A 19901-nucleotide genomic window follows, 5' to 3' on the forward strand; every position below is an offset into this window, starting at 1 on the left:
TTCTGCTCCCTTCGAGTGGATCGCGGAATCGACCGGGCCCGCCGTGGTCACCGTGCGTCGGCGAACCATCCGGTGACACCCGGCCGGAGGTTCTCGTACACATGCTTGGTTTCGCGGTACTCGTGCAGGCCGGACGACCCCAGCTCACGGCCGATACCGGAACGGCCGTAGCCGCCCCATTCGGCCTGCGGCAGGTACGGTCCGAAGTCGTTGATCCAGACGGTGCCGTGCCGCAGCCGGGCGGCGATGCGGCGGGCGCGCGCGGTATCCGACGACCACACCGCACCGGCGAGGCCGTAGTCGGTGTCATTGGCGATGACGACGGCCTCGTCCTCGGTGCGGAACGTCTCGACGGTGACGGTCGGCCCGAACCCCTCGTCGTGAACGCAGGCCATCTCGCGGGTGGCGCCGTCGATAACGGTCGGCAGGTAGAAGTAGCCGCCGTCCAGATTCCCGGCGCCCCGGTCGCCGGTCGCGAACGCTCCGCCGGTCCGGATGATCGCGCCGTCGGCACGGGCCTGCTCGACATAGGCGTGCACTTTATCGCGGTGCGCGGCGGAGATGAGCGGTCCGGTCTCGGTGCCCGCGGCGTCGGGGAGCCCGATCCGGATCTGTTCGGCCCGCCGCACCAGTTCATCGACGAACCGGTCGTGCGCCGACTCCTCGATGACCAGCCTGGCCCCGGCCGAGCAGACCTGGCCGGAATGCAGGAACGCCGCGTTCAAAGCGTTGTCGACGGCGGCGGCGAGCCTGTCGTCGGTATCGCAGGCATCGGCGAAGATCACATTCGGATTCTTGCCGCCGAGCTCGAGCGCCACCTTCTTGACGGTCGCCGCCGCCTCGCGGGCGATGACCCGGCCGGTGGCGAGACCGCCGGTGAAGGAGACGAGGTCGACATCGCGATGGGCCGACAGCGGTGCGCCGGCGACGGCGCCGGCGCCGAGCACGAGGTTGGCCACACCGGGCGGCACGCCGAGGTCGTGGAGTACCGACAGCAGCAGAATCGAGGTGTGCGGTGTCAGCTCCGACGGTTTGAGGACGAACGTATTGCCCGCGGCCAGCGCCGGCGCGACCTTCCACGCCGCCTGGAGCAGCGGGTAGTTCCACGGGGTGATGAGCCCGCATACGCCGATCGGTTCGTAGACGATCCGGGAGTCGATATCAGGCGAGCCGGCGTCGACGATACGGCCGGGATCCTCGGCCGCGAGCTTGCCGAAATATCTGAAGCAGTTCGCGATATCGGACATATCGATATCCGATTCGTACGGCCGTTTTCCGGTATCGCCGGTTTCGGCCCGGACGAACTCCGCGCGCCGGGCGTCGATCGCGCCGGCGACCTTCAGCAGTAGGTCGCCCCGCTCCGAGGCCGAGGTCTGCCGCCAGGGGCCCGCGTCGAAGGCGCGGCGGGCGGCAGCGATGGCCGCCGCGGTATCGGCGGCATCCGCTTCGGCGACGACACCCACGACGGAATTGTCCGCAGGACACCTGATCTCACGCACCGTGCCGGACGCCGCGGCCCGCCAGGTGCCGTCGATGTACAGAGTCGCGCTCATGTGGTTGGTTTCCCTTCGGGATCGCTGTCGGTGACGTCGGTGCCGCCAGGTTTCGGCTCGTGCTGTTCGCTCGCCGAGCGTCGCAGGTAGAGATAGCCGAGATGGCTTTCGTACTGATCGAGAATGTCGCCGATGATCTGCTCGCGGCCGTAGCTGTTGAGCGAGTATCCCTGTGACCCCTCCGCGAGATACACCTCGCAGCGGAAATAGCGGTCGCCGGAACGTTGCGCGAGTACCGCGTAGGTCGGCGTCGGGGCCGATATCGGGCACACCCGGTATTCGAACCGGGGCTCATTCGCTTGATCGACGAGCAGCCGTGGTGCGGGAAGACCTTCGCTGCGGCCGGATTCGTCGAGCGTCGCGGTGACACCCATGGTGCCGAATTCGCCGGTGACCTCCCGCATCGCCGGTACGACGGTGTTGGTGACGAACCTCCGCGTCGCCGCCGGGCCGGGATAGTGGACTGTGGCGAGCAGCCTGCGGCGCCAGCCGCCGTGTTCGGCCGGTCCGCGACCGGCCGCCAACGCCTTGGGCAGCGTCGTGCGGTAGCTGTCGCGCTTATAGGACTCGTTGCGCACCGCGCGCAGCAGCGCGATACCGATGAGCGCGAGCACGAACGAGAACGGCAGGCCCATGATGATCGTGGCGTTCTGCAGGGTGGTGATAGAGCCCTCCGCGCCCGCGAACAGCATCGACAGGGTGAGCAGACCGATCGCCAGTGCCCAGAAGATGCGCGTGCTCTGCGCGCAGTCGGCCATCGGATCGGGCAGTTTCGATGTGAAATTGCCCATGACCAGCGCACCCGAGTCGGCGCTCGTCGTGTAGAACAGCAGGCCGGTCAGGGTGGCGACGCCGAGCAGCAGCGGTGCGCCGGGATACTGTTCGAGCAGCGAATAGAAGCCTACTTCGGCCCGTGCGGCCGTCGTCTCGGCGAATTCCCGGTCGTGCCGGGCCACGTTCAGCGCGCTGTTCCCGAAGATGGAGATCCACAGCAGGATGAAGCTGAACGGCACCACGAGCACCCCGAAGACGAACTGTCGCAAGGTACGACCACGCGAGATGCGCGCGAGGAACAGGCCCACGAACGGCGCCCACGCCACCCACCACGCCCAGAAGAACAGCGTCCAGGCGTCGAGCCAGGTGGTCGGTTCGTTGGGTGTCTCCGGATTGCGGTCCCAGGCGAAGGTATCCAGCGTCCGGTCGAGGAAGGTCGACACATAGTCGCCGGCGTTCTGCACGAGCGCATTGAGCAGGAAATCCGACGGGCCCGCCAGCAGGATGTAGACGAGCAGGGCGATGGCGAGGACGACATTGAGTTCCGACAGCCGCCGGATCCCCTTGTCCACGCCCGATGTCGCCGAAATCGTCGCGACGACGACCGACAGCGCGATGAGCCCGATCTGTACTGCCTTGCCCTGGGGGATGCCGAACATCTGCTGCAAGCCGTAGTTGAGCTGCACGATGCCGATGCCGAGTGAGGTCGCGATCCCGAAGATGGTGCCGAGTACCGCGGCGACGTCGATGGCGTCGCCCCAACGGCCGTGCACTCGTCTGCCGAATATCGGGTAGAGCGCCGCCCGGATGGTCAGCGGCAGGTTCTGCCGGAACGCGAAGTAGGCGAGCGCGCCGCCCATGAGCGCGTACATGGCCCAGCCGCTGATGCCGTAGTGGAAGATCGTCCAGGTCGTCGCCGCGCGGGCCGCCTCGTTGGTCTCGGCGGCGCCGGTCGGCGGGTGGAGATAGTCGTACACGGGCTCGGCGACCGAGAAGAACATCAGGTCGATGCCGATACCTGCGGCGAAGAGCATCGATGTCCAGGTGAAGAGGCTGTACTCGGGTCGGGACTCTTCCGGACCCAGCCGGTAGGCGCCGTATCTGCTGGCACCGAGGAACACGACGAGGCCGACGATGCCCGTCGCGAGGATGAAGTACCACCAGCCGAACCAGGTGACGATGAAGGTTTTGACCCCGCCGACGACGGTCTCGGCACTGCTGGGCGAGGCGAGTGCCCAGAGAGCGAAGGCGAGCACGAGCCCGGCGGCCGAGAGGAAGACCGGTGTATTGACCGACCGGCGGTCCGCCCCGGGCCGAGCCGGGGTGGCGGTTTCCGGCGTCGCATGGGGGTCGGCGGCCCCGGTACCCGCTACACCGGCCCGTTCCGGCTCGGGGCCGGCGTTGTCCCTGTCCGGAGGATCACTGAGACCGCCCATGTGACGAACCGTAGTCGCGGATGTTCCGTGTCGGTCCCAGGCACGAGGGTCGCGTTTGCGCCGCGCGCCGCGCGGGTAGATGACAGAACCGGAGGTGATGCCGGGGTGAAACGGCGTTTTCGCAGGTTGAGCGCACGAGTGCTGCGACGCGCCGAAGCCCGGGTCGCAGTCCGGACGCTGCGGGCGGCATGGTCGGACCAACTGTCCGACTGGGCCGCCGCCCTGACCTACTACAGCATGCTGTCACTGTTCCCCGCCCTGCTGCTCACCGTTGCGGTACTCGGCCTGGCCGGTCCGGAGCCGACCGGTGCGCTGGCGGGCGCGGCGGGGCATCTGGGCCCGGAGGGCAGCGGCACCCTGCTCGCCGATTCGGTGCGCCACCTGCAGCAGGTCCGGGCCTGGTCGGCACCGATCGCGATCGCGGGGCTGGTATCGGGCTTGTGGACGGCGTCGGGCTATATCGGCGCGTTCATCCGGGCCGCCAACGCTCTGTACGGGGTCGTGGAGAGCAGGTCCTGGGTGAGAACTGTACTTCTGCAGTTGTCGTTCAGCGTCGTGCTGATCCTGATGCTGGTAATCACCGGACTCGGCTTCGTGGTGACCAACGGTATGGCCGGGCGATTCGGTGGTCTGGTCGCGAGCCTGCCGTACGTCCACGGCGCCTGGATGATCCTCCAATGGCTCGTGCTCGCTCTCGGGGTGAGCTTCGCACTCTCGCTGCTCTACTGGGTCGCGCCGAATGTGCCCGGGCAACCGTTCCGGTGGCCGTCGGCGGGCAGCGCGATGGCGGTCGCCGTATGGCTCACCGGTTCGGCCGGCTTGTCGTTCTACGCCTCGCATTTCGACTCGATCAACAAGGTCTACGGGTCGCTGGCCGCGGCGGTCCTGTTCCTCATCTGGTTGTGGGTCACCAATTTCGCGGTCCTGCTGGGGGCGGTTGTCGATGCCCAGCGGTCGCGCCGGCCCGCACCGCCCGCGCCGGAGCAGCAGACCACGACAGCGGAGGAAGATGCCGTCCCAGGGTGACCGGCAGCGTGCACACGAAATCTCCACAACCGGCGCCAGTTCTCTCCACACGCGATGGCTAGGCTCCCCGAGCATGGAACAGAACGCACCGGCAGGGGGAGCGACGGCGCGGCGGATCCTGGTCGTGGACGACGAACCCACCATTGCCGAATCTGTTGCCGCACGGCTGCGCGCCGAAGGGTTCACGGTCGCTACGGCGCACGACGGGCCCACGGCGGTGACGGCGGCGAGCACGTTCGAGCCCGATCTCGTGGTCCTCGATGTGATGTTGCCCGGCTACGACGGGCTGGAGGTGTGCCGGCGTATCCAGGCCGAACGTCCGGTACCTGTACTGATGCTCACTGCGCGGACGGACGAAACCGATCAGCTCGTCGGACTCGGCGTCGGCGCCGACGACTACCTGACCAAACCGTTCTCGCTGCGGGTCCTCACCGCACGCGTGCACGCCCTGCTGCGCCGGGTCGAACGCGCCGCCGGGCGCAACGGCACCGTCACCGTGGTCGGCGATCTGCGCATCGACGCCGACCAGCGGCGGGTCTGGCGTGGCGGGGTCGAGGCCCAGCTCACGCCGCTGGAGTTCGATCTGCTCTCGCGGCTGGCCCGGCGCCCCCGCGCGGTCCTCGCCCGCGAGCGCCTGCTCGAGGAGGTGTGGGACTGGGCCGACGCCGCGGGTACCCGGGCGGTCGACAGCCATATCAAGGCGCTGCGCCGGAAACTCGGCGCCGACCTGATCCGGACCGTCCACGGTGTGGGTTATGCCCTGGAGACGCGATGAGCGAGCATATCGACGCACGCACCGGCCCCGATCGGCGCGACGGGCCCGGAGCCGTGCACAGCGTGCGGCGGGTATCGGATCGGCTGGCGGCGGTCCTGCCGCGGCCACTGGACCGGATCCGTTCCGTCAAACTGAAGCTGGCCGTCCTCATGACCTTCGCGGGCGGGCTCGCCTTCGGCTGGTTCCGGCTGCGGATCGGCTGGCTGCCGCCGATGACCACGCTGGCCGCCATGGTCATCGCGCTGGTGTCCTCCCAGTTCCTGGCGCACGGCATCACCATGCCGCTGCGTGAGATGACCGCCGCGGCCCAGCGGATGGCGCGGGGCGACTACACGAGCAGAGTGCGCGCCTCGTCCCGGGACGAGGTCGGACAGCTCGCCGAGGCGTTCAACCGGATGGCGGCCGACCTCGCCGCCGCGGACCGGCAACGCCGCGATCTGATCGCCAACGTCTCGCACGAATTGCGCACCCCGATCACCGCGCTGCACGCCGTGCTGGAAAATCTGGTGGACGGGGTATCCGAACCCGACCCGAGAACACTGGAAACCGCTCTCGCCCAGACCGAACGGCTCGGCCGGCTCGTCGCCGAACTCCTCGATCTGTCCAGTATCGAGGCGGGCGCCGTACCCCTGGAACGCGAAGAGCTGAGTATCGCGGCACTTTTCGCGGATGTCGTGGCCGAGGCCGAGGTGACGACAGCGGGCCTGGGCCGCGGTATCCACTTCCGCAGCACGGTGGACCCCGATACCGCCACCGTGTACGCCGACCGGGCCCGACTGCACCAGGTTCTGCTGAACCTGCTGGACAACGCCGCCCGGCACGGACCGGCCGGCGGCGAAGTCCGCCTGCACGCCCACACCGTGGGCGGCGATGCCGTCCTCGATGTCGACGACGACGGACCCGGCGTACCGCGCGGGGAACGAGAACGCATTTTCGACCGCTTCACGCGCGGCGGCCGGACCGACGGCGGCGGCACCGGGCTCGGGCTCGCCATCGCACGCTGGGTGATCGACCTACATCGCGGTCGTATCGCCGTCATCGACCCCGGCTCACGGATCCGCGTGATCCTGCCGGCCACCGGGTCCCGCAACCACTGACCCCCTCTCTCCCGAACCCCGGCTCGCCGATCGGCTCCGGGGGCGATCCCGCGCACCCACAGGAGGACGACCATGCCGAGACGATCCACTCCGGACGGCACCGCGAGAAGGAAACCACCGGCCGAATCGGCTGCTGGTGCGGCCGATTCGGTGGAACCGACGGACACCGCGCGAGCGGCTGATACGCCGGACATCACAGCCGGGGCGCCGAGCGGTTCGGCTACAGCCGTGAGCTCACCGTCCACAGATCTGCGGGCGGAGGAGAAAGCGCCTGCACCGGCTGTGCCACCGCGATGGCAGCGGGTGGTCTACCCGGCGGGCGCACTGCCCGCCGTGGGAATCGCCGGGGTGGTCGCGGCCGCCACCGTACCCATCGATCGGCCCGGAATCGGTTGGCTCGTAGCGGGAGCCGTCGCGGCGGGCGCGGTGACCGGAGTCCACCGCCGGGCGGGTCGATCTCGGGAGTCGGACGGACCCGGCGAACCAGGGGATCGGGAACGCCTGTGGTGGGCGATCGCGGCACTGGCCTTGCTCTCGGTCGGCACCTTCCGAGCCGCCGGATGGTTGTTCGTCCTCTGTGTGGCCGCGGCGGCGGTGGCCGGATCGCTGGCGGTGGTGGGCCGACGATCCACTCGGGGGTTGTTCCGCGACGCGGCAGCCGTCCCGCTGGCTTCGATCGGTGCTCTCGCCTGGGTTTACACGGCGCAGAGCAGCCTGCGTACCGGTGCCGGGGCTCGGCACCGGCGCCTCGGCGTATCCGCCGCTGTCACGGTGGGGTTGCTGGTGGTGTTCGTACCGCTGCTGGCCGGTGCCGACGCCACTTTCGCCGCGTTGGTCGAAGCACTGGTGCCACGGATGGACGGTGGCATCCTGGCGCGCTGGATCGTCGTGTTCCTGCTCGCGGCCATCGGATGCCTGAGCGCGGTGTACCTGCTCGCCGGGGCCGCGGCAGATGCCGGTGGGCGGGAACGTATTCCGCACCGGATGCTGGTCCGCGCGGAGTGGGGTCTGCCGGTCGGTGCGCTGACAGCGGTATTCGCGCTGTTCGTCGCGGCGCAACTGGTGGCCCTGTTCGGCGGCGACGATTATGTACAGCGCACCGCGGGCCTCACCTACGCCGAATACGCGCGCAGTGGATTCTGGCAACTGTCCGCGGTGACGGTTCTCACCCTCGCCGTCATCCTGCCCGTATTGCACAGGGCCGCGCGGGATTCAGCAGCGGACCGGCGGTGGTTGCGCGGGTCGCTGTGCACGATCAGCGGTCTCACTCTGGTAATGATCGCCTCCGCGCTCGGTCGGATGTGGACCTACCAACAGGCCTACGGATTCACCGTGCTCCGTCTCCTGGTCGGGACCTGCGAACTCTGGCTCGGTGGCGTGTACATCCTGGTGATCGTCGCCGTGCTGCGCCTGGAACCGGCCTGGCTGCCCCGGGCCACCGCGGGAACCGCCGTGGCCGCACTGCTGACGCTGTCCGCGCTGAACCCCGAGGGCCTGGTCGCCCGGGAGAACATCGACCGCTGGCAGCGCGGCGAGGAGATCGACATCGATTACCTCGCCGGCCTGTCGGCCGATATCGTCCCGGCGATCGACCGTCTTCCGGCGGCGGTCCGTATCGATCTGCGCCATCGGCTCGAATACCGATTCGACGACGACACCTGGAACAGCTGGAACCTGGCCCGTACGCGGGCGCGCTGACCGCGCCGGGCCGGGTTCCGGCGGAGGAGGCTATCCGACCTTCCGGCCCACCGCACCGTAGAGCGACACCTTCTTGTCGTGGCTCTTGGGATGCTCGATACCCGCATTACGCCACCGGTGGATCACCTCCACACCCGGCTCCACCAGTTCCAGCTGTTCGAAGAAGCGCGCGACCTCCGCGCGGGTGCGCGGTCGCACCGGAATGCCGCGATCCACATAGACCTGCAACAACCGCGCCATTCCTTCGGGATCGTCGGGGCCGTCGTCGAACTCGGTCGTGACATGCGACATCGCCAGATAGGACCCCGGTGCCAGCGGCGCCATCAAGGTGTTCACGATGTCGTAGACGTCGCCGGGCACGAAATGCAGAAGAGCCATGAGCGATACCGCGACCGGCTGCGACAGATCCAGCGTCGCCAGCAGTTCCGGCGCGGCGAGGATGGATTCGGGCTGCCCGGCATCGGCCTGGATGTAGGCGGTACTGCCCAGATCCGAACTCACCAGCAGTGCTCGCGCGTGGGCGAGCACAATGGGGTCGTTGTCGATGTACACGACCCGCGATTCCGGCGCCAGACCCTGGGCGACCTGGTGCAGGTTGGGCTCGGTCGGGATACCCGTGCCGATATCGAGGAACTGGCGGATACCCTGCTCGGTGAGGTAGCGAGTCGCGTGGCGCATGAACTCACGGTTGGTCCGAGCGGTCAACCGGACCGCCGGAAAATCTTGTAGCGCCTGCTCCGCAGCGGCCCGGTCGGCATCGTAGGAATCCTTGCCGCCGAGAAAGTAGTCGTACATGCGGGCCGGGTGCGCCACATCGGTGCGAAGGTCGATAGAGCCGTCGGGCACGGCGAATTCTCCTTGTGACGTCGAGATCGGTACCCCCGCAGGTATACCGCATCCGGGTAAGCCGCCCAACACGATCCGGCGGATCGATACGGTGCGGGTATGGACGAGCGCGTCCGCCGCTTCGATCCGATCGCCGACGAGTTCCGTTCAGCGCCCGCGCGTCTCGACCCGGCGCACTGTACGACAGACCGGCCGGCGAGAACAGCGTCTCCCCCACCGCACGCACCGGGCGGCCGTCCCCCAGGGACGCCGGGCCAGCCGACCGGAGATCACACGCTTGACCCTGACACTGTGACAAGGTTTTCACTGAGTGCAGGAGGTGGTTCCCATCAACTCGTCACCCGATTCACCGGCCACGCGCCTGCTCGAGGCACTCGGTGCCGCGAACTCGTCCATCCGGCTCCAGGCTGCCCTGGCCGCCGGCACCGGCGCCGACCCCGGCCTCGCCGCCGCGCTGGTGGCGCGGTGCGCTATCGAACCGGACTTCTTCGTCCGCGATATGCTGACCTGGGCCTTGACCCGGCTCCCGACGGAGATCACGGTGCCCGCACTGCGCGCCGAACTACGGTCCGAAGGGGCGCAGGCCCGGAGCCAAGCGTTGCACACGCTGTCCAAGATCGGCGACAAGGCCGTGTGGCCGGCCATCACACGTTCGTTGTTGCGCGACCCCGACGACGAGGTCGCGCGGAGCGCATGGCGTGCCGCCGTCATCCTCGTCCCCGACGGGATGGAAGCCGGGCTGGCCGCGGAACTGGCCGCCCAGCTCGGTCGCGGCGACCGGACGGTGCGGCTGAGCCTCAGCCGGGCGCTGATCACACTCGGCGAAGTGATCGAGCCGGCCCTGCGGACCGCTCTGACCGGCGCCGATCCGGCGGTACGCGCGCACGCACGGGCCACCCGACAGCTCCTGCACGACCCGGACGCCGCGTTCGACCCGGCCGTCGACGAAGCGAAACGGATCGTCGCGCTCGGTCCGGAACCTGCCGGCGAGGCCGCGTGCTGATCGGCGAGGTCGCGCGCCGCTCGGGTGTGAGTACCCGGATGCTGCGGCACTACGACTCCCTCGGGCTGGTGCGGCCGACCGGCCGCACCGTCGGTGGCTACCGCGAGTACGCCGCCGAGGATATCCGGCGAATCTTCCATGTGGAGAGCCTGCGGTCGCTGGGGCTGTCGCTACGGGAGGTCGGACGCGCACTGCAGGACCCGGCCTTCACACCGTCGGCACTGGTCGGCGATCTCATCCGGCGGACCGAGGAACGCCTGCAGCAGGAGCAGGAGCTACTCGACCGGCTGCGGACGGTAGATGCCTCGGCTCCAGCCGGCTGGCAGGGTGTGCTGCGCATGGTCGAACTCCTGCACGGGCTCAACTCTCCGAATGCCGCGCAACGGCAGCAAACCATCCTGTCCTCGGCCGATGACCAGCCGGTAGCCACCGAATTACTGGCCGCGGCGGTACTGCGCGAACCCGATCCCAATGTCGCCGGTGCGCTGCGCTGGGCGCTCGCGCGAGCGGGCGGTGACGGAGTCGCGAAGGTGGCGGCCGGCTTGTCTTCGGAGAACGCCGATATCCGCCGCCGTGCGGTGCTGGCACTCGCCGAGATATCCAGCGACGCGGCGAGTTCGGCACTGGCGGAAGCTCTCGAGGACCCCGACCCGGCGGTGCGACGGCATGCCGCCCTCGCCGTCGGCGGGCGTGGCGAGCCCGCGGCCGTCCCGATCCTCGTCGGCATGGTGGTAGCGGGCACGAACGACGTAGAGGCAGCCGAGGTACTGGGAAACCTGGCACTGGATCCCGTGCTCGCGGACCGAGTCATGAATGCGCTCGCCGCGGAACTCACCGCGCGGACCGCCGACTTCGCGGTGCGGATACGTCTGGCCCAGGCGTTCGCCGAGATGCCGGGGACCCTCGCCCTGGACGCTCTGCATCGCTTGGCTCACGACCCCGATCCGGCTGTCGCCCTGGTCGCGTCCGCTCTCGCCGGCGTGCTCGAAGAACGCTCGAGCGACTGAGCGGGTCCGGTGACCACCGGGCGCCTGGCAGCCGTTCGTGCTCAGTGTTCGGGTCGGCGCCCACGAGCCCGGCCACCGCGGAACCGGCCGTGACCGAGCCCACGACCGGCTTCCCCGCCGGTTCGCGCGAATCGAACCACCACTTCCCGCCGGAGTCCGCATCCTCGCGAGGACGCCGCCCCTGACCTGCTGGAATCGGCGGAGGTTTCCCTCCGGCCGGGCTGGGCAACCGGGGGCCATGGACGCCGAACACCGGAAACCCGGAAACTCACCGGCCGACGCGCGCGCACCGGTGCCACCGCACACCCAGGTCACGCCGGCCGATCTACGCCGGCTACTCGCTACGGAGAGCCCGCAGGCCACGCTGGTGCTGGCGGCGGGCCGGATCCGCGTCGAAGCCGATTCCGAGGCCGCCGCACAGGCTCTGCCCGTCGTCACCAGGACCGCGCTCGCCGAGCGGGTGGGCGCGGAACCCGACGATCGGGCGCTCATCATGCAGGCAGCCGAGCTCAATACCGAGATCCGGATGCTCGGCGCCTGAACCGCCCGGCACCGATCCTGCCGGCGGCCCGCGCAGCTGGTCACGATCGCCTCGGCGCGGGATCGCGAGGCGCCGGGGACGCGGGAGCCGCGCGGTGCGGGCATGCTCGAAATTGCCACGGTCCTCGCAACTCCTACACGTCGTAGGTGTTGCGAGGACCGCTGGAACCCGCGAGCCGGGCCCGCACCGCCGGGCGAAACCGGCGCTAGGCCACTACATGCTTGGTGGTCCGCCGGAACGCCCAGAGCACCACCAACGCGGCCAGCACCGTCAACGGCGTCCCCATCACGATCTTGGCGACCGCCAGCCAGGTCGTCGAATCGGCGAGGTACAGCCATTCCTTGACAACGAACCGGGCGCCGAACACCGCTGCTACGGCGAGGGTGGCGATATCGTGCGCACGCAGCGCCACCGGGTCGTCACGCCAGGCCCGCGCACCGCCGTGCACCAGATTCCAGACCACGCCCGTCAGAGGCCGCCGCACCAGCACCGAGGCGAATGTGACGACGAACCCCGCCAACGCCATCCAGATCCCGAGCACGAAGAAATCCTTCGCCGACCCGGTCCACGCGACGATACCCACCGCGACCCCGATGCCCACCAGACCACCGATCGCCGAAGCGAAACGCTCACCACGCCCCAGCCGGAACACGGTCAGCGCCAACCCGACCGCGATCGAGATCGAGATCGTCATCGGCAGCGGCAGCACCGCGTTCGCCGCCACGAATACCACGACCGGCAGGGTCGAATACACGAATCCCATCGGGCCGCCCATCTGATCGAGCAGGGTCGGCTTCTGCTCGGCGGCGCCGGTCTCGACAGCCGGCCCGAAGGCCGCTTCGGGCGCCGATACCACCTCATCGCTCTCGGTGCGGTCGAAGCGCTGCTCCGTCATGGTCATCCCGTCCTCCCATGTGGTTGTCGAGCTCTTCACCATGAAAGACCATGCCGTAACGGCACACTCAACCCCACGCAGAAAGTCGCGATCCAGGCGGAAAGTCGTGATTGAACTCGCGATCGCGGGGTACGCGGCCCATGTCCACCGAACACACCGACATTCGGAGGTAGTTATCGTGGCCGAAGATCGTACCGGCCCCAAGGAAGGGCTGGAAGGCGCCGTCGAGGGCGTGAAGGGCAAGGCCAAGGAAGTCGCGGGCACCGTAGCCGGCAACAAAGACCTGCGGGACGAAGGTATCGCCCAGCAGGACAAGGCCGAATCGCAGCGCGAGGTCGCGCAGAAGGAAGCCGAAGCCGAGAAGGCGCGCTCCGAAGCCGACCTGGAGGAGCAGCGGCAGCGCTCGCACCAGGGGCGATAACACCGACCTTCGCGTAGCGAGCATCCGCGCCGCCCGACGCTACGGCGCGGGCGGGGAATACAGGAGGAGGACGGCGGCCGTCCCGGCCACCCGCCGGGGCGGCCGCCGTTGTCGTCGATACGGCGCCCGCGGTCCGCGCGCGGCCCCCGCGCGGCGAAGGAGGACCCCAGTAGGCTCGAGTCCGTGAACGTTGAAGAGGGCGGCGGCACTCAGGTCGAGGTGGTCCGGGTCTTCACCGATGCCGCAGGGCAGTGGGGCAATGCCCTCGGTGTCGCCCGTGCCGGTGCTGTGGAGGGCGTCGATCACCAGGCGCTGGCCGCCCGGCTCGGTTACAGCGAGACAGTCGTCGTCGAGCCTCCGGAACGCGAAACCGCCCGGATGCGCATCTACACGCCGGCCGTCGAACTCCCCTTCGCCGGTCATCCCACTGTCGGGGCGGCCTGGTGGCTCGCCGACCAGGGCACTCCGGTCGAAGTCCTCGAGGTACCCGCCGGCCCGGTGGCCGTCGACTCTGCCGACGGTCTCACCTGGGTGCGGGCCAGAGCGGATTGGGCGCCCGATTTCACCTTCCACGAATTCGACGACCTCGAACTCCTGCGCACCGTGCACCCCGCCGACTTCGACAGCGGCCAGCACTATGTCTGGGCCTGGACCGACCGCGCGCGCGGCGCGGTACGTTCCCGCATGTTCGCCCCCGCCATGGGCATCGCCGAGGACGAGGCCACCGGTGCCGCCGCCATCGCCCTCACCGCCCGCCTCGAACGCAGTCTGGACATCACCCAGGGCCGAGGCTCCCAACTGTTCACAAGGCACGAGCCCGGCGGCTGGATCCAGCTGGGCGGACGGGTGGCCCCCGACCATCCCGTCGTGCTCTGAACCACCCGCAAGACAGTCTCAGCGCGCAAGACCGCGCCTTTTGGTTCCTTCTTCACGCGCCGGGGACGATCAGCAGGCGTTCCCACATCGGGGAACATCCGATAATCGACGTGTGTCGACACTGTCTGCCCGGGTGAGAGCGAGGCGCTTATGAGCCCCGACGGCACCAAGCGGCTGGGCGATCTGCACAAACTTCCGGACTGCGCGCCCGAGGGCTTGAGAGCTTTGGTCGGCTTGGCCGAGGGGATTATCCAGGAGCAGGTCGAGTTGCTGGGGTCCGGTAAACCGTCCAAGGCACCCGACCTGCGCGAGTTGTTGCGCGAGCAGGGAATCGACAAGCCCGAGGATCAGTCGACGATGATCACCGAGTACACCAAGCACAAGACCGAGGTGGACGAGGTCAAATCGGCCTACCAAGGCAAGGACGACGGCATCGTCGTGAAGACCGCGGGTATCGGCGAGGTCGTGACGGACGCCTACGATGTCATCGATGCTTCGGTGGGAGATCTCAACGAAAAGATCGACGCCGCCTGGTCGGTCCACACCTGGACCGACAGCGAGGGCAAGGTCCATCACGGTGTGCCCCAACACATAGTGGACGGCGTGTTCACCGAGGTCTGGGATACGCTGAACACGACGTTCGAACAGGTCAACGGAGTATCGGACCAGGCGGCAGCAGCGGCGGTCACGATCACCGGCGATGACCCGAGCGTCAGCCCCATGCGTGGCACCAACGGCGGTGTGCAACCGGCGTCGTACAGCGGTTCGACTCCGGGGAGGACCCCGTGGAGCGCGAACGCGAGCCCGATTTCGGTGAACTCCGCACCACTCAGCGCAGGAGCCGAGCGCGATCTGGTGATGAAGATGATGGATCATCTCGTCAACAAGCTCGGCTTCACGCCGGCACAGGCCGCGGGAATCATCGGCAATGCGAAACACGAGTCGAATTTCAACGTCGGGGCAGAAGGAGACCTCAATCTGGCCGACACAGCTCACGGCATATTCCAGTGGCGTGGCGGACGATATGCGGGGCTCGTGAGATACGCGTCCGAAAATGGCAAGGATCTCAACAAGTGGGAGACCCATCTCGACTACATGGCTCACGAATTACGCAACAACAACTCCTATCAAAAAGCTGAAAATCTCATCGAGGCGAACAAGAACGACCCCAGCCAGGTGGCGTGGGCCTTCGACCGCCACTACGAGATAAGCTCGGGTCACTCGACCCCAGCCCGTCAGGCATACGCGGTCAGCACCCTCGAGACATGGAACAAGGCCCAGCAGACTGCAGCCGTCTGAGCCGACCGCATTTCTCGCGCCCCAGGTGACGCGCACCGGAGGCCGGGCCGACTGTCGTCGGATAAGAGCACGAACTGCTGGACCATCCCGAGCCGGCTCGTCGAGCAAGTAGATCTCCGACCCCGGCCGGTCATCTTGCCGCTGGTATGCCTGCTCACTAAAATGTGATCTGCACCACACAGTACCGTACGATCGTCGGGCACAGATCCCCGCTGGCGCGCCCGGATGGGATGAGTGCCGCAGTGAGGACCGGGCACGGTCGGTTCTGCCGAACTCTCCGTCGACCCGAATTCGGATACGTCGCGTCCACGAGCACGAGCAATGACGGCCAATCCCGGATCGCTCCGGATGCCGCGGGCGGCCAGGCTACCGATCCATCAGGAGAGCAGTACCCAGGAGAACGATCATGTCCGGTTTGGTACGCAAGAATTTCGATTCACCCGAGGAAACTCGCCCGTTCGAAGGGAACAGCGGCAGACTCGATATCGTCAACCTCGACACCGGCGCGGTCGGCCGGGCGGTTTTCGAACCCGGCTGGCGCTGGTCGGAGCATGTCCGCCCGATCGCGCAAACCGATAGCTGCCAGGCGGCACATACCGGATATTGCGTTTCGGGCCACCTGATGGTGGCCATGGACGACGGCGAGAAACAGGAATACGGGCCCGGCGATTTCATGGTCGTGCCACCCGGGCACGACGCCTGGACGGTCGGGGACGAACCCTGCGTCATGATCGACTGGCAGGGGTCGGCGGACTACGCCCAACGGTGAGCCGGGTGGCCGACCGCCACCACCGCGGGTAACCGTGCGGCGAGATGGAGTACCTGCACCTGCCATCCGCATCGATCAGCCGGCGGGCTGGTGGCTGCGAACGCGTGGACCCGTATGCGCCGGCAGGTGTTCGTAGCCGTGGAGGGTGAACAGCGGCCGCCGGACCGGCGGATCGGTCAACCGCAGATCCGGGCGGTGGACTGTACCGGCGGATCGATCCGCAGGATCTCCTCCACCGCATTGGGCCAGAGTTCCGGTTCGGCGCGCAGACGTTCGATGTGCTCGGCGAGATACCGGTGCACCCGCTCGGAGGATTCCATCGCCCGCTGGTGCGTCCGCCAGGAGATCCCGAGGTCCAGCAGCGGACTGATGTCGTCGCCCCAGCGCAGGAACATCTCGCGGTCGGAATCCGGGAAACCGAGCATCCCGGAGATGATACTGCCACCGATCACTCGGTGCCGCAGAGTCATGTTCACCGGCGGCGAGGCTGTGCCCTACGCCGAGGCCGAACGTTTCGAAGCGGCCACAGGGGCACTGGTCCTGCAGTTCTACGGCTCCAACGAAACCGGAGCGGCGAGCGCCACCACGGTCACCGACGACAGAGCGACCCGGCTGGGTACCGGTGGGCATCTGATCGGGGAGATGAATGTGCGAATCCTCGACGACGGTACGGGCGCCGGTGGCCCGGGTGTCCGGCGCGGGCAACCCGCGGTGCGGGGACCGCTCATGTCCCCCGGTTACTGGAACGACGACACCGCGAATGCCGAACTGTTCACCGACGACGGCTGGATACTGCTGGGCGATATCGTGGAAGTCGACACGGCCGACCGGCTGCGTGTGGTGGGCCGCCTGGCGGACCTGATCATCCGCGGCGGAAAGAACATCTCCGCACTCGAAGTGGAGGATTTCGTCCGCGAGCATCCGTCGGTGGAGATGGTCGCGGCTGTCGGGGTGCCGGATCCTATCTTCGGCGAACGACTGTGTGTGGCGGTCACACTGGCCCGGGAGACCGATCACCTGACACTCACGGAACTGAACACCTGGTTGCGCGCGCAGGGGATCACCCGGGAATACCTACCGGAACGACTACGAATATTCGGGCAGATGCCCCTGGCACCGGGCGGGAAGATCGCGAAAGCTCAGGTCAAGGAACTGATCGCGCTCAGCACAGGAGATAACGATGGCTGATCGTAGGACCGGAAGTGACCTCGGCGGCCGTACCGCGATCGTCACGGGCGCCGCGCGGGGCCAGGGGCGCGCCGTCGCGCGGGCGCTCGCCCGGCGCGGCGCTACCGTCTGGCTCGCCGATCTGTGCGCGCCCAGCGATACCGCCCCCTATCCGCTGGCGACAAGTGACGATCTCGCCGAGACGGCCCACCTGATCGAGAACGACGGCGGGCACTGCCACCCGTCGGTACTCGACGTCCGGGAATCCACCGCTGTATCGTCCTTCGCCGACGCCGTCGCCGCGCAGTCGGGCGGTATCGACATACTCGTCACCTGCGCCGGTATCGTCGGATTCGCGCCGGTCACCGAACTCACCGACACCATGTGGGCCGATATGCTCGCGACGAACCTGACCGGGACCTTCCACTGCATCCGGGCGGTACTGCCCCATATGCGCGCCGCCGGTTCGGGCAGGATCGTGGCCATCTCGTCGATGAGCGGCCGCCAGGGGACCCCGAACCTCGCCCATTACTCCGCGTCGAAATGGGGTGTGATCGGCCTCGTCAAGTCCGTCGCCCTCGAATACGCGGAAAGCGGTGTGACAGCGAATATCGTGTGCCCTACCAATGTGGACACACCGATGCTGCACAACCCGGCTCTGTATTCGTTGTTCGCCCCCGATCTCGAGAATCCCGCCCGAGAAGACGTCGAGGACCGCTACGCGCGGATGAGCCCTATGCGAATCCCGTGGTGCCCACCCGAGGCGATCGCCGACGCGGTCGATCATCTCGTCGGTGAATCCGGGCGCTATATCACCGGATCGGTTCTCGATATCGGGCTCGGGGCGACCGCCCGCATGCCGTGAGACCGAACCCGGGCGTGGGTTCGTAGTCCGGCCCTCGCCACCGCCGCCCACCCCTGGGACCGGCGCCCGAGCAGCCGTGCCGCGAGTCGGAGCCACCGGCCGGAGCGGTCATCCGAGCCCGCGGGCAGGCCGCCGCCGACCCGGTTGTCGCCGGCTCGGTGGCCGTCGCGCAGACTCGGATCACGGGACCGCGCACGAATTCGCGACCGACGTCCCGGACCGGAAACCCCTGAACCGGAGGTCTGTATGAGCGCGACGAGTATCGAGAGCATTCTGATCGGCAGCTCCGCCCCCGACCGGCTACGCGCGTGGTACGCCCAGGTCCTGGGTGTCTCCATCGATATCGACGGATTTCTCGACTTCGGCTGTGTGAGCGTCCTGGCCGATGCCCGTGACGATATCGCCCCGCGCACCGCCGAACCGGGGCGGGTGATCATCAACTATCACGTCCCGGATATCCACGCCGCCGCGCGGCGGCTCGAGGCATTCGAAGTGCCCTGGGTGTCCGGTGTGGAATACCGCGATGCCGGACTCTGGTTCGCCACGGTCGAGGACCCTGACGGAAACTATGTCCAGCTGATCCAGACCACACCCACCTACTGGACCGAGAAGCGGAAACGCGCCGGCCTTGCCGCCGGCCCGCTGGATCACGCCCGGGCGGCGGTTCGGCTGCCGGCCCGAGATCTCGACCGGGCCCGCCGCTGGTACGCGCAGCGGCTCGGACTGGAACCGGTCGAGGAACGCGAGGGCGGGCTGCGCTACCGGTGCGGCGGTACCGAATTCGTCGTCTTCGCCTCGACCGGACGGGCCTCGGGCGACCACACCCAGATGGGTTTCACAGTGCCCGATCTCGATCTGGCCGTCACGCAACTGCGGGAACGCGGTGTGGAATTCGAGGGCGAGATCATCGAGGTGCCCGGCAACTACCCGTCGACCGGTGCGTCCGGTGAACGCGCCACCTGGTTCCGGGACAGCGAGGGCAACCTGCTCGGTCTGGGCCAGTACAGCTACGACTGACCGGCCGCAACCGGCCCGGGCACACCGCCTGCCCGCCGCGTCCGCGTGCCACCGACGACCCACGGGTAAACCGCGGACCACGGGTTGTCGGGCGGCATCGATAGTCTGCCGGAATGGTCAGAACGGATCCGGCACTGCGGCGGCTGCTGCGCGACACCGGAAAGTTGCTACAACCGTACGGCTTCGACGGCACCGAAGCCCCTTGGGTGCGGATCGAACCGGACGGCGTCGCGTCCGTCGGCCGCACCAGGGTGTCCCGCACCTGGGCCGATGGTCAGCAGGTCCTGAAATTCGGCCTGCATCTCGATGCCACCCCGAGGACGTGGTGGGAATTCGGCAACTGGCGCAACGAACAACACGGTATGCCGCCCATACCGCTGGAGAAGGCGAGCGGCCCCGCACTGATCGACGACCACAGGCTGCCCGAGGAGCTCATCCGGCCGTGGTCCCTGCGAGTCGATCCGGACCAGCCGGGCGGGCACGCCCTGCAGTCCGATATCGACACCATCCGCGCGGAACTCCCCCGGCGCGTACACGCCTACGCGCGCCGGGCGATCGCGCTGGCCGACCCCGACCGCTACCTCGACGAACTCCTGGCGCAACCGGGGGCGCGGATCGGTACCCGGGAGGCGGTCGTCGTCCTGCTCGCCGATCGCGGGCCCGGGGCCCGTCTCGACGAGGCGATCCACCGGCTCCGGGATTGTGTCGCGCAACGAGCGTCCTCACCCTTCACGGAGGACGTCATCGAGTTCGCGCGGATCCGGTCCGCCGCCGCCGTCGTCTGACAAGTACCGCACCGGATAATCCGCCCAGGGGCCGGGCTGCCCACGCGACCG

At 68.2% G+C, this 19901-nt stretch carries 20 protein-coding genes; 15 read left to right on the forward strand and 5 right to left on the reverse strand.

Annotated features, from left to right (window positions below):
* Positions 1-47 precede the first annotated feature (47 nt).
* Positions 48-1553, reverse strand: coding sequence for an aldehyde dehydrogenase family protein (locus tag IEY68_RS26025; RefSeq protein ID WP_058856376.1), 1506 nt, complete (start codon positions 1551-1553; stop codon positions 48-50).
* Positions 1550-3763: a choline BCCT transporter BetT gene (gene betT / locus IEY68_RS26030; protein WP_058856375.1), complete on the reverse strand. Its 2214-nt coding sequence runs from the start codon at positions 3761-3763 to the stop codon at positions 1550-1552. Before betT ends, IEY68_RS26025 begins: the two co-directional genes overlap by 4 nt.
* A 105-nt stretch (positions 3764-3868) precedes the next feature.
* Between betT and IEY68_RS26035 the strand changes: the two genes are divergently transcribed.
* From IEY68_RS26035 to IEY68_RS26050, 4 genes are all read left to right on the forward strand, one after another.
* Positions 3869-4789 carry a YihY/virulence factor BrkB family protein gene (locus tag IEY68_RS26035; protein ID WP_063916410.1) on the forward strand — a complete coding sequence of 307 codons (921 nt, stop codon included), beginning with the start codon at positions 3869-3871 and terminating at the stop codon, positions 4787-4789.
* Between the two features lie 73 nt (positions 4790-4862).
* On the forward strand, positions 4863-5564 hold the full coding sequence (locus IEY68_RS26040) for a response regulator (protein ID WP_058856373.1): 702 nt from the start codon (positions 4863-4865) through the stop codon (positions 5562-5564).
* A complete protein-coding gene (locus IEY68_RS26045; RefSeq protein ID WP_082681577.1) occupies positions 5561-6661 on the forward strand; it encodes a HAMP domain-containing sensor histidine kinase in 1101 nt (366 codons plus the stop codon). The genes IEY68_RS26040 and IEY68_RS26045 overlap by 4 nt, the downstream gene beginning before the upstream one ends.
* Before the next feature lie 228 nt (positions 6662-6889).
* Positions 6890-8359 carry a DUF4153 domain-containing protein gene (locus IEY68_RS26050; protein ID WP_229718995.1) on the forward strand — a complete coding sequence of 490 codons (1470 nt, stop codon included), beginning with the start codon at positions 6890-6892 and terminating at the stop codon, positions 8357-8359.
* 30 nt (positions 8360-8389) lie between these two features.
* Here the strand turns inward: IEY68_RS26050 and IEY68_RS26055 are convergent, their stop codons facing one another.
* Positions 8390-9205, reverse strand: a complete 816-nt coding sequence (locus tag IEY68_RS26055) for an SAM-dependent methyltransferase (protein WP_229718996.1) — start codon at positions 9203-9205, stop codon at positions 8390-8392.
* 319 nt (positions 9206-9524) lie between these two features.
* Between IEY68_RS26055 and IEY68_RS26060 the strand changes: the two genes are divergently transcribed.
* The 3 genes from IEY68_RS26060 to IEY68_RS26070 all read left to right on the forward strand — a co-directional run bounded on the left by IEY68_RS26060 (position 9525) and on the right by IEY68_RS26070 (position 11756).
* Positions 9525-10208: a HEAT repeat domain-containing protein gene (locus tag IEY68_RS26060; RefSeq protein WP_373293017.1), complete on the forward strand. Its 684-nt coding sequence runs from the start codon at positions 9525-9527 to the stop codon at positions 10206-10208.
* The gene (locus IEY68_RS26065; protein ID WP_058856371.1) at positions 10202-11215 is read left to right on the forward strand and encodes a HEAT repeat domain-containing protein; all 1014 of its coding nucleotides are present in this window, start codon (positions 10202-10204) and stop codon (positions 11213-11215) included. Before IEY68_RS26060 ends, IEY68_RS26065 begins: the two co-directional genes overlap by 7 nt.
* Positions 11216-11453: 238 nt before the next feature.
* Entirely contained in the window at positions 11454-11756 is a 303-nt protein-coding gene (locus IEY68_RS26070; RefSeq protein WP_058856370.1) for a hypothetical protein, read from the forward strand.
* 205 nt (positions 11757-11961) lie between these two features.
* On the opposite strand, the gene IEY68_RS26075 is transcribed toward IEY68_RS26070, so the two are convergent.
* Positions 11962-12657, reverse strand: a complete 696-nt coding sequence (locus IEY68_RS26075) for a DUF3159 domain-containing protein (protein ID WP_199804987.1) — start codon at positions 12655-12657, stop codon at positions 11962-11964.
* 172 nt (positions 12658-12829) lie between these two features.
* Between IEY68_RS26075 and mbp1 the strand changes: the two genes are divergently transcribed.
* The 4 genes from mbp1 (at position 12830) to IEY68_RS26095 (ending at position 16016) form a co-directional block, all read left to right on the forward strand.
* Positions 12830-13072, forward strand: coding sequence for a microaggregate-binding protein 1 (gene mbp1 / locus IEY68_RS26080; RefSeq protein WP_058856369.1), 243 nt, complete (start codon positions 12830-12832; stop codon positions 13070-13072).
* A 183-nt stretch (positions 13073-13255) separates the two neighbouring features.
* Positions 13256-13948, forward strand: coding sequence for a PhzF family phenazine biosynthesis protein (locus IEY68_RS26085; protein ID WP_058856368.1), 693 nt, complete (start codon positions 13256-13258; stop codon positions 13946-13948).
* Between the two features lie 150 nt (positions 13949-14098).
* Positions 14099-15247, forward strand: a complete 1149-nt coding sequence (locus IEY68_RS26090) for a phage tail tip lysozyme (protein WP_058856367.1) — start codon at positions 14099-14101, stop codon at positions 15245-15247.
* Between the two features lie 406 nt (positions 15248-15653).
* Positions 15654-16016 carry a cupin domain-containing protein gene (locus tag IEY68_RS26095; RefSeq protein WP_058856366.1) on the forward strand — a complete coding sequence of 121 codons (363 nt, stop codon included), beginning with the start codon at positions 15654-15656 and terminating at the stop codon, positions 16014-16016.
* Positions 16017-16192: 176 nt separating this feature from the next.
* Here IEY68_RS26095 and IEY68_RS36440 read toward each other — a convergent pair whose 3' ends face one another.
* Positions 16193-16441, reverse strand: coding sequence for a cytochrome P450 family protein (locus IEY68_RS36440; RefSeq protein ID WP_082681576.1), 249 nt, complete (start codon positions 16439-16441; stop codon positions 16193-16195).
* 7 nt (positions 16442-16448) lie between these two features.
* On the opposite strand from IEY68_RS36440, the gene IEY68_RS26100 reads away from it, so the two are divergent.
* The 4 genes from IEY68_RS26100 to IEY68_RS26115 all read left to right on the forward strand — a co-directional run bounded on the left by IEY68_RS26100 (position 16449) and on the right by IEY68_RS26115 (position 19850).
* Complete coding sequence (locus tag IEY68_RS26100) at positions 16449-17204, forward strand: class I adenylate-forming enzyme family protein (RefSeq protein ID WP_229718997.1); 756 nt, start codon at positions 16449-16451, stop codon at positions 17202-17204.
* Positions 17197-18048: a mycofactocin-coupled SDR family oxidoreductase gene (locus IEY68_RS26105; protein WP_058856363.1), complete on the forward strand. Its 852-nt coding sequence runs from the start codon at positions 17197-17199 to the stop codon at positions 18046-18048. Before IEY68_RS26100 ends, IEY68_RS26105 begins: the two co-directional genes overlap by 8 nt.
* Positions 18049-18294: 246 nt before the next feature.
* Positions 18295-19065: a VOC family protein gene (locus tag IEY68_RS26110; protein WP_189094504.1), complete on the forward strand. Its 771-nt coding sequence runs from the start codon at positions 18295-18297 to the stop codon at positions 19063-19065.
* A gap of 113 nt (positions 19066-19178) precedes the next feature.
* A complete protein-coding gene (locus IEY68_RS26115; RefSeq protein ID WP_058856361.1) occupies positions 19179-19850 on the forward strand; it encodes a hypothetical protein in 672 nt (223 codons plus the stop codon).
* Positions 19851-19901: the final 51 nt, after the last annotated feature.

The sequence above is a fragment of the Nocardia jinanensis genome (assembly GCF_014645735.1).
In the GTDB taxonomy this organism is placed as follows: domain Bacteria; phylum Actinomycetota; class Actinomycetes; order Mycobacteriales; family Mycobacteriaceae; genus Nocardia; species Nocardia jinanensis.